The organism is Bradyrhizobium pachyrhizi (assembly GCF_001189245.1).
GTDB classification, from domain to species: domain Bacteria; phylum Pseudomonadota; class Alphaproteobacteria; order Rhizobiales; family Xanthobacteraceae; genus Bradyrhizobium; species Bradyrhizobium pachyrhizi.
On record NZ_LFIQ01000038.1, the window covers coordinates 25,845 to 36,424 of the forward strand.

Consider the following 10,580-nt stretch of genomic DNA (forward strand, 5'->3'; position numbering starts at 1 on the left):
GGAGGTTGTCCATCTGGTCTGAACCGAGGAAGCTGAGGTTGCGAAGCTTCAGTGTTCCCCGGAGAGACCAGATGAACATCCACAAGAATGCGCCTCTGACGCCGAAAGGTCGAGAGGCGATGGTGCGGAACGTAATCGAGGGCGGTCTGACGAAGGCCGTAGCCGCGCTCCAATTCAATGTCACGGCGAAGACGGTCGCCAAATGGGTCGAGCGCTTCCGCGCAGAAGGCGTCGATGGTTTGCGGGATCGTTCCTCACGGCCCCATTCCTCGCCAGGCCAAACCCCGGCAGCCACATGCGCCGCTGTCGAGACGTTCCGCCGGCAGCGCCACACCGGCAAACAGATCGCGCTCGAAGTCGGGGTCTCGGCAGCCACCGTCAGCCGTATCTTGCGCCGGCTCGGTTTGAACAGGCTGGGAGCCGGCCGAGCCGATCCGGCGCTATGAGCGCGACCGTCCCGGCGAACTGATCCACATCGACATCAAAAAGCTCGGCAAGTTCAATCGGATCGGTCATCGGATCACGGGCGATCGACAAGGGTCGAGCAATCAGCGTTCTCGTCGTCGAGGGTCCGGCTGGGAATACGTCCATGTTTGCGTCGACGATGCGTCGCGGATCGCCTTCAGCCAGGTCATGAAGAACGAGCGAAAGGGTTGTGCCATCGCTTTCCTTAAGGCGGCCGTGACCTACTACGTCAGCCTGGGAGTGAAGGTCGAGCGTGTCATGACCGACAACGGCGCGTGCTACAAATCCTTCGCCTTCCGAAGGGCGTGCAAGCGCCTCCGCCTCAAGCACATCCGCACCAAGCCCTATACGCCAGACCAACGGCAGGGCCAAACGATTCATTCAAACCAGCTTACGAGAATGGGCCTACGCGCAAGCCTACAACACCTCAACAGAACGGGCCGCTGAACTGCCACGATGGCTTCACCGACTGGCATCGTCCTCATGGCAGTATCGGCTCAAAGCCACCGATCAGCAGGCTCGGATTAACCGGGAATAACCTCTTGAGGCTCCACATCTAGCCACAGTTAGCCTGGCCCGTTTGGCCACTGAACAGGCCTCTTCCGGCCGACGAGTGGCGGCGATCTCCGACTCAGTCATCCGTTTGTTCCGGCGCGCGTTGCGGCATCAGGCCGGCGCGCGTATGATCACCGTGGACCAGTCTGGCACCTTCGCGGGCTGAAATGGACTCGTCGAACTGACGTCACGTCAGGGCTGCACAGCTTATCGTGGATCTTTATGAATTTGGCGACGCGCGCCTCATTGGGCAGGGTCAGTGTCTTCGTTGACTCGATGTAGGCGTTGTCCGCGTCGTTGGAACGTGCCTTGGCGCCGCGCAGCTGTGGTTCGGCCGCGGCCTTCGCAGCCCCCGAGCGCCCGCCGAGCAATATAGTCAGCGAAGGAAAACGGACATCTCAGCCTCGGTCGTACGCATGTCAGCGCGCCATAATGAAAGGTTTAGGACAACTATACCTACGTTTGTAATGCGCCTTTCTTCGGCACGTGCTGAGTTCAGCCGCAAGCAATTGACCGGAACCGAAGGCGAGTGCGTCCCTCAGGGCCGGAAGGGTTGCCCCATTTTTGCCTAAAATGTTATAGCTCTCCCGCCGGAGAAAGGCCGGACGGTCCAAGAATGTATGACCAGATCAATAATTTTAAGCGGTCAGCCACGCAGTTTACTTTCGGCAGCATAACGCTGGCGATAGTGACGCTCGCCTCCTTGCACCTTCAAACACATTTCGCTGCAACGGCGTTTGGCTATTTGCTAGTGATATTGCTGTTTTCGTTGATCGGCAGCTTTGTTGCATCATCCGCGCTCTCGGTCTTAGCTATCGCTGCTTTGGCATACTACTTTGCGCCGCCGGCGTTTAGTTTGCGGATCGACGACCCTCAAGTTCTTCTGGTAGTTGTCGCTTTCTTCGCTGTCTCGATCGTCGGAACGCACCTGATTGGAAAGGTCCGCCAGGAAAGAGAGGCTGCGCGTGAGATTGCGGCCGAACTCCGGCGCAGCGCTGCCGACCTGAAAGACCGTGAAAAGCGGTGGCGCGCAATCTTTGAGCACAATCCGTCCATGTACGTGATGGTCGATGAAGCCGGCACCGTCCTCAACGTCAATACGTTCGGCGCGACACAACTCGGCTATGCGTGTTCCGAACTGATCGGTCAATCCATCCTGGGAGTCTTTCTGGAGGAGGATCGCGCGTTTGCTCGCAAATGCATTCGGACGTGCCTTGAAGAGATCGGTCAATCGCAAACCTGGGAGGCGCAGAAAGTTAGGAAAGACGGCTCGATATTGTGGGTACGTGAAAACGCCAAAGCGATGCTCTGGGCCGATGAGCGGCCCGTTGTCCTCATAGCCTGCGAAGATATCACAGAACGAAAGCGGACCGAACTTGCCCTGCAGCGAAGCGAGGCACATTTGGCTCAAGCACAGGAGTTGAGCAATACAGGCAGCTTCAGCTGGAGCGTCGCCACCGGCGAGGCCTTTTGGTCAAAGGAGCTATATCGGATTCTCCAGTTGGATCCGCAGACCGTTCCCGCGCCGGAACTGATCGTCGCCCGCACGCATCCAGACGATAGGGCGTCGGTCAAGGAGATCATCGATCAAGCGATGCGAGATCCAAAGAATTTCGAGCATGAATACCGGCTAGTGCTGCCGGACGGATCGGTGAAGCATATCCTTGCGCGGGCACGAACGACGAGAACCGCGACTGGTGACATCGACTTCGTCGGGGCGGCGACGGATATCACGGCCGCAAGGCAAGCAGAGCAACAATTGCGCCGTAGCGAGGCCTATCTTGCCGAAGCCCAACGTCTCAGTCACACGGGCAGTTGGTCCTGGGACGTCTACCGTCTCGATTTCATCTATCGCTCCGCCGAAGTGGATCGTCTCTTCGGCTTCAAGCCGCAAGAGGCTGTATCGATAGAGACCATTCGCTCGCGTATCCATCCGGACGACCTGCCTCGCCTTCAGGAAGTGCAGCGCCTGGCTAGAGACGACAAGGATGGGCGACTCGAGCATGATTTTCGAATCCTCCTCCCTGATGGCTCGATTAGGCACATACATTCTGTGGCACATGTCGTGGTTGGCAGCGACGGCAATGTCAGCGAGCTCATTGGAACACATATGGATGTCACGGAGCAATACGCAGCCAGAGACCGCCTGGAAAGCACACTTGCCGCGCTGCTGGAAAGCGAGCAGCGCTTTCGCGACTACGCCGAAACGGCTTCCGACTGGCTCTGGGAGACCGGGCCGGATCATCAGGTCACCCACCTGTCTGAGCACACCAGCGCTGCGGGAATTTTGGCGACAGGATTGATGGGTATGCTTCGTTGGGATATCGCGTGCGACGTCGAAGAAGAGCCTGAGAAGTGGCAGCAGCATCGAGCGACCCTGGAGGCGCACCTCCCATTTCGGGATCTGGTCTATCGCACCATCAATCGGACGGGAACTCCGATCTACGTCCGAACGAGTGGCAAGCCTTTCTTTGGTGTCGACGGTAATTTTCTGGGCTACCGCGGCGTCAGCACGGACATCACGGCTATCATTCGCGCAGATCAAGCCGAACAACAGCTGCGAAAGGCTCAGGCGGAGCTTGCGCATGTGACGCGTGTGACGACGTTAGGAGAGCTGACAACCACCATCGCCCATGAAATCAACCAACCACTTGCCGCTATTATCAGCAACGCCGACGCGTGCCTCGGTTGGATGAACCGCGCCCCCCCCGATCTTTCCGCCGCGAGGTCATCGGTTGAGTGGATAATCGAAGACGCAATCCGAGCAAGCGAAGTGATCCGTCGGGTTCGCGCGCTTGCGAAGAAAGGCGAGATCGAGATGCTACCACTCGACATTAATGACGTCGTTAAGGACGTCATTGCGCTCGTGACGCGAGAGCTGATTAGCCACCAAGTGGCGCTAAAGACCGATTTGACGGCAGCGCTGCCCGCGATCTACGGAGACCGAATTCAGTTGCAACAGGTGATTATCAATCTGGTGATGAACGGGATCGAAGCTATGGACGCAGTTACGGACCGGACGCGCGAACTAGTGATTCAGTCATCCAGGGACGATATGGGACACGTGTGGCTTGCTGTGACTGATAGCGGCGTTGGCATCGCCGAGAATGACGTCGACCGAGTGTTAGACCCGTTTTTCACGACAAAGTCGAATGGCCTTGGCATGGGCCTTTCGATCTGTCGCTCGATTGTGGAAGCTCATGGAGGGCGCCTTTCAATCGCCCGCAAGCGGGGGCCGGGGGCAAGCTTTCGGTTTGATCTGCCATTGCACCAGGAGGTCGTGTCGTGAGCGAACGCTCTAACTCCCAGCGCGGAGGCAGCAAGGCCGAGACGTCGGCAAACGCGATTGTCTTCGTTGTCGAAGATGACGTTTCGATGCGCCGATCGCTCACGAACCTTTTTCAATCGGTGGGCCTGGACGTCGTTGCATTCGGATCGGCCCGCGAAATGCTGCAAAGCACACTTCCGGATGTCGTTAGCTGCCTGGTTCTTGACGTCCGGCTGCCAGGCTTGAGCGGCCTTGAGTTTCAGACCGAGCTAGCCAAGTCGAGCATTCATATTCCTATCATCTTCATTACGGGCCATGGCGACATTCCCATGAGCGTCAGGGCCATGAAGGGCGGAGCGGTCGATTTTCTTACCAAACCGTTCCGCGATCAGGAACTGCTGGACGCCGTGATCGCAGCGACCGAACGCGATCGCAAAAGACGACAGGACGAGAAGACCGTCGCGAACCTGAAGTCCCTATTTGAAACATTAAGCCCGCGCGAGCAGGCGGTGATGAAACTGGTCGCCACAGGCCTGATGAACAAGCAGATAGCCGCCGAGTTGGGGCTCGCCGAGATTACGGTTAAGATCTACCGGGGACACGTGATGAAAAAGATGCGCGCCCGGTCGCTGGCGGATTTGATTAGAATGACTGAGGCACTCGGAATCCGTGCTAACCGCCCTGAACAAACCTAAGTATGATTTTACAATTTAATCACTCAAGCCCACTTTTCGCCCAGGGTCGGCTAATGCCTCGGCAAACGCTAGTCCCGCGCCAGGAGAGCTTGCCTTGTCCACGCCTTTGATTTCTGTCGTTGATGACGACGCATCGGTCCGTGCGGCGACAGAGAACCTTTTGAAATCGCGTGGCTATATAGTCCAAACATTTGCGTCGGCTGAGGAGTTCTTGAGGTCACCGCGGTTGAACGAAACCTCCTGTGTCGTCACGGATGTGCAGATGCCCATTATGACCGGCTTGGACCTCCTGACAGAAATGCGGAACAGAGGTTACAGCGTGCCGTTCATTTTCATTACGGCGTTTCCCAACGATCGCGTGCGCACCTCAGCCCTGAGCGCGGGAGCGACCGGATTCTTGGCCAAGCCCTTCACAGGACATGCCCTGATCGAGTGCCTTGATGCCGCACTGGAGGGCGGAGACTTCTGAAACCATCAGCCGGCCGCCGTCGCCCTGTCGTTAGACTCCGCTGAGGTCGGGCTGGGCTCCTTGACAAGTCTATTTCACCCGTCTTCTCGGCTTGTTACCCTGAGCTCGCCCAAGCTAATTTGAGCGCTGAATCTCAAAATCTATAGATCTATCGTGACCCGCTACGATCTCCTATAGCACTCCGAAATTAGAAGGCATCGGCAGCGGGCAAGCTCTATCTAATTAGTTGCGTTGTTGGTCCGTGACCTGACCAACAGGCGCTCAGGCCGGCCAGAACGAGCTTGCCGCCCGAGGCCGGAGTGCGTGGCACTGTGTACGCTCATTCCAGCCTGTTGATGGCCGGATAATGTTTACCGGAAGCTCCCGACAGACGAGCGCTTGCTTCGCTTAGGCTCGTAGCGACTGGATGCCACTTATGTACGACAAAAGAGCTCCCCCTCACCCCAGATGATCTGTGAGTGCTTTTAGGGGAACAATTGCTGACAACTTGGGGTGATCTTGGTCGGCAGGCAAAGAGCTCTGCGGCACGAGCTCCTGTTCGCGGCGACGCGCCCGTCACAGACATGAACTTCTTGTCTATTGGAGCGCAGCATCGTTCCGTGCCTCCTTCGGACCTCCCCTTCCTGCCGGCGCCTTCAGCCCACGTGAACTCGTGCGCATCATTAGATGGCCTGGACACCGTCAAGCTGTCCCAGATATTCAACGTGAAAAGCGCCCGGCCGCCTTACGGCGGCCGGGCGTTTTTTGCCCGATCCTCACGCAGTTCATCCCCCATCCGAGCAATTCAAGCTATTAGCTTGCCTGTCGGAGGCTCTGCTCCTGAGCCAATGGCTCGGCAAGAATAACTATCCGGTGCACGTTGGGCAGTTTTTGGCTAAAATCAGCGTGAGCTCTTCTGATTGTAAGTGGCAAACGACCGCCGAGCGAAGTGACGATCGCGCGAGGACCGGAATTTTCAGCAGATCTTACGATCACATAAAATCGTCTTCATAATCGTATGTCGAGGGGCTTTCTGCGATCTTAGTATCGCTGCCTTCACTGTCGTCAGCTTTTGAAAGATAGCGCGAATTGGTGCCTTTTCGCTGCCAATCACCGTCACCGTTCCTGATCCACTTGCCTGACTTCTGTGGGTCGAGAACCATGTTGTCGGCATCGACCTCAACGAACCCCATCTTTGCCGCACGGGCTCTTGCTTCCTGATTCGCCGGACGCAAATTGAGCAACGGCCTTTTGCCGTCCTCTCGCAGCTGATGCTCAAGCAGGATATCGCCGGCGTTCTCGACAAGCGGATGAACAACTTGAAAGTCCACGGTAGAGGTAGTCCCAGTCCGTCCGGGAAAAAGCTCCTGCCATCTTTCCACGTCGAACACCGTCATGCTGTCGCCGCCCTCCATTCTCAGAAGTCCGACACTCTTGTTCCCTAATTGGTAGCTGAAATATCTCGCATCGTCGGAATCTCGAGTTGTTCCATAGTCTTTAGCAACTTCTACAGTTCGCTTTGCCTTATCGGACACGAATTTCGAGTACTCTTGCGGGTTATCGGCGATGTACTTGATTTCATCGCTATGATAGGTCTTCGCCGCCTCTCGGAATGAATGACGATCTTTAAACTCTATTATGGGAGGATCTGAAACGAGCGAACGGCCTTGTTGCTGAAGATGAGCCGCCACTCGACGCCGATTCGGTTAAGCGCATATTGGCGAACGCATCAGCGAAGCTGCTTGCATCCGTTTGCTCGTCATCTTCGGCAAAGCGCGAGGATTGGTAATAGGACGAGCCATTGATCCGATTATACATGACGATTGGTGCTCCGATCGGGCATACATTTCCGCATTTAGTTCAGGCCAGCTAGGCCCTGCGGAGGTGATAGGCAGCTTGGCTTACCACAAGCTGACGTGGCTCGTGTTAGCGCTAGATCATCCAGATCGTGGTCTCGAAATTCCGGCGGCGCGCGGCTCAACCCCCAGCAGCAGTCAAAGACCAATCATGACCATGCTATCTGTCGTGCATTCGCAGAACTGCCGTAGCCAATACAACTAGACGACGGAAGAGCACCTCGGCGTCGAGGCGGCGCCTATTCGACTGTGACCGATTTTGCAAGATTGCGCGGCTGATCCACATCCGTCCCCATAACGACGGCGGTATGGTAAGCTAAAAGCTGCACGGGGATCGCATAAACCATCGGAGTAAAGCTTGCAGCCATGTCTGGCAACACAATGGTCATGAGCGTATCCACCGTTGCTTCCGATGCCCCCGTCGAATTGGTGATCAAGATGATGTTGCCGCCTCGAGCGGCGACTTCCTGCATATTCGAGACGGTTTTCTCGAAGACCTGGTCGTAAGGCGCGATCACCACAACGGGTACGGTCTCGTCGATCAATGCGATCGGTCCGTGCTTGAGCTCGCCGGCGGCATAGCCTTCTGAGTGGATATAGGAGATTTCCTTCAGCTTGAGCGCACCTTCCGATGCTAGCGGCGCCGATGTCCCTCGGCCGAGATAGAGAACGTCGTTCGACTTGGCGATATATCGCGCGAGTTTCTCGATCTGCGGTTCGACCAACAGCGCAGCAGCAATTAGCCGCGGCACTTCGATGAGCTCGCGCACGAGCCTCGATTCATCAATCTCGGACAACTCACCGCGCGCTTTGCCTGCCGCGATGGCAAGCGTCGCCATCACTACCAGTTGACACACGAATGCCTTGGTGGAGGCAACGCCGATTTCAGGTCCCGCCAGCGTCGGCAAAACGGATTCGCTCTCCCGCGCAATCGTCGACGTCAAGACGTTGACTACAGATATTGTGTGTAGGCCCTGGCTCTTGGCATAGCGCAATGCAGCCAATGTGTCAGCGGTTTCTCCCGACTGCGAGATGACGATCGCGAGATCGCCCTGGCGCAAGGGCGCCTCCCTATAACGGAACTCGGACGCTACATCGATCTCTACCGGCAAGCGTGCCAACCGCTCGAACCAGTATTTGGCGATGTGACCGGCATAGCTTGCCGTGCCGCACGCGGCAATCGAGATGCGCTGAACAAAGTTAAAGTCGAACGGTAATGAGAGCGGTAGGACTACGCGCTCGGCCACCATATCGAGATAATGCGCCAATGTCTGACCGACTACCGTCGGCTGCTCGTAGATTTCCTTGGCCATGAAGTGGCGATAGTTCGCTTTGTCGACCAGGAATGACGACGCTCCAGACCTTGATGGCTCCCGACGGACAACGGTCCCGTCTATGCTATAGATCACGCAGACCGTGCGGTTAAGCACGGCCCAGTCGCCGTCTTCAAGATAGGTTATAGTATCGGTCAAGGGCGCGAGCGCGATCGCGTCCGATCCCAGATACATTTCGCCGTCACCATGCCCGATTGCAAGGGGCGATCCCTTGCGCGCACCGATCAGAAGATCGTCGTGGGCTTTGAACAGGAATGCCAGAGCGAAGGCCCCGCGCAGCCGTGGCAGCGCGGCTTGTACCGCATCCTGCGGCGAGTAGCCATTCTTGAGATAAGATTCGACGAGATGCGCCACCACCTCGGTGTCCGTCTCCGAGCTAAAATGGGCTCCATTCTGCTCCAGCTCAGCTCGCAGCTCGCGAAAATTCTCAATGATTCCGTTATGAACGACCGCGACATTATCCGTTGCATGCGGATGAGCATTGTTCTCGGTGGGCTTTCCATGCGTCGCCCAGCGAGTGTGACCAATACCGCTATGGCCCGACGGCGGATAATTGCGCAGCCGCTCCTCAAGGTTTTTTAGCTTACCTTCAGCGCGCCGGCGCTCGATACGGAGACCTTCGAGCGTCGCGACGCCCGCGGAGTCGTAGCCACGATATTCCAATCGCTTGAGCGAAGCGACCAATTGCCCAGCGACGGGACCACGTCCCAAGATGCCGACTATTCCACACATGTCGATCAATGCAGCCCAAGTTCAAGGAGCCAGAACGCCCCTTTGGAAGATCGCTTAGCCGATGGTGATGGATATCAAGTTCTGAATTCGATGTGGCTGCCTGTATGGCTGCCGCATTTACAAGCGTGACTTTCAACCATCATCGCCTCGCTCAGCCACACTCCGCTTTTTGGTTGTCACCATCGAGTACAAACTGCGACGCGGCCGCGAATGGCGTGATTGCTTCGAGGTGATCTCGATCGGCTTTGTACGGCATCTAATCCCGACACGAACAAACCCTTTGCTCCATGGCGACGACAACCGTCGGCGTCGCCGTAAGTCCACTGCGAGGATATATCGCGCAAGCCGTCATATCGTCGCTGATGAACCTCATTCACGACTCTTCAGCTCCAAATCCCAATGGAGCGAACGGCGACGCGGCCGATCGGGTTAGCAGCTGGCGCATGGGCAACTAAATCCCCGCGCCTCACCAAGGGTCTCCTAGGTAGGCTTGCACCGGCCGCGCTCCATTAGACAGATAGAAGGATGCAGCTTCACTTTCCACATGTTCTTCTCGGTGTTTTACGCAGCCGCTCTGGTGTGACTTGACCCGTGTTATTGGAGACATTTCTGTCGTGCTGGCTTAAGAGGCTCATCGTACTTGGATGCAAGCTATACCCGGCGGGACGACGACTTAAACGATCGTCGTCGAACGCTCTATTGTACGAACGTAAGCCTTCAATATCGAAACGTTCGAAGAAAGATACCAACGTTTGCTAGCCTTTCTCATTCCGTCTTGCGTCGGCCGTCCACTCTCTGCAGAGTCGCGCTATTAAGAAGTGCGGAGGTCGATGCCCCTATTGGCCAGTGCGGCGAGACCACGCAAGATGAACATAACATGCGCCCGAACATGGATAGGAACACAGACCATCGTCATTTAGCTCCCAGCTCGTTTGCTTAGGATCATCGCGGGTGTCAGGCGGGTTGCGTTTGTTAACTGCCGTTCTTTTTCCAATCTGAATGGTTCTCGCCTCTCTAGTCCAGATAAATCAATGTATATAGTGCGCATTTCTCTATGAAGTGTATGACTGGAGCTAACGATTGATTTCTCTAGTTGTGGATGTCGCGCGCTTGCGGATCTAGATATCTCGAGGAAGCGCTCCGCAATCGCGGTTCGAAGGGGCGCTTTCCTTCCGGCGCAACCAAGAAAGACCATGACGGCTCAGGACTCAAAGCGGCGCGTTGCGC

5 protein-coding genes and 1 pseudogene are annotated in these 10,580 nt (G+C 56.5%); 4 read left to right on the forward strand and 2 right to left on the reverse strand.

Annotation, left to right across the window (positions count from 1 at the left end; genetic code table 11):
- The first annotated feature begins 71 nt into the window (after positions 1-71).
- From AKL29_RS04815 to AKL29_RS04830, 4 genes and pseudogenes are all read left to right on the forward strand, one after another.
- Positions 72-1,025, forward strand: a pseudogene (locus AKL29_RS04815) (IS481 family transposase).
- Positions 1,026-1,636: 611 nt separating this feature from the next.
- Complete coding sequence (locus AKL29_RS04820) at positions 1,637-4,309, forward strand: PAS domain S-box protein (protein ID WP_050383321.1); 2,673 nt, start codon at positions 1,637-1,639, stop codon at positions 4,307-4,309.
- Positions 4,306-4,983: a response regulator transcription factor gene (locus AKL29_RS04825; protein ID WP_050383322.1), complete on the forward strand. Its 678-nt coding sequence runs from the start codon at positions 4,306-4,308 to the stop codon at positions 4,981-4,983. The genes AKL29_RS04820 and AKL29_RS04825 overlap by 4 nt, the downstream gene beginning before the upstream one ends.
- A 94-nt stretch (positions 4,984-5,077) precedes the next feature.
- Positions 5,078-5,452 carry a response regulator transcription factor gene (locus AKL29_RS04830; RefSeq protein WP_050383323.1) on the forward strand — a complete coding sequence of 125 codons (375 nt, stop codon included), beginning with the start codon at positions 5,078-5,080 and terminating at the stop codon, positions 5,450-5,452.
- Between the two features lie 971 nt (positions 5,453-6,423).
- On the opposite strand, the gene AKL29_RS04835 is transcribed toward AKL29_RS04830, so the two are convergent.
- Both AKL29_RS04835 and glmS read right to left on the reverse strand, forming a co-directional pair.
- Positions 6,424-7,122 carry an Effector protein NopP gene (locus AKL29_RS04835; RefSeq protein WP_244481759.1) on the reverse strand — a complete coding sequence of 233 codons (699 nt, stop codon included), beginning with the start codon at positions 7,120-7,122 and terminating at the stop codon, positions 6,424-6,426.
- A 404-nt stretch (positions 7,123-7,526) separates the two neighbouring features.
- Positions 7,527-9,353, reverse strand: coding sequence for a glutamine--fructose-6-phosphate transaminase (isomerizing) (gene glmS / locus AKL29_RS04840; RefSeq protein ID WP_050383324.1), 1,827 nt, complete (start codon positions 9,351-9,353; stop codon positions 7,527-7,529).
- Between the last annotated feature and the right edge of the window lie 1,227 nt (positions 9,354-10,580).

What these genes read in the sequence shown, in the direction of transcription:
- glmS (WP_050383324.1), bottom strand. Translation starts at nt 9,353, where the DNA reads ATGTGTGGAATAGTCGGCATCTTGGGACGTGGTCCCGTCGCTGGGCAA.
- AKL29_RS04820 (WP_050383321.1), top strand. Translation starts at nt 1,637, where the DNA reads ATGTATGACCAGATCAATAATTTTAAGCGGTCAGCCACGCAGTTTACT.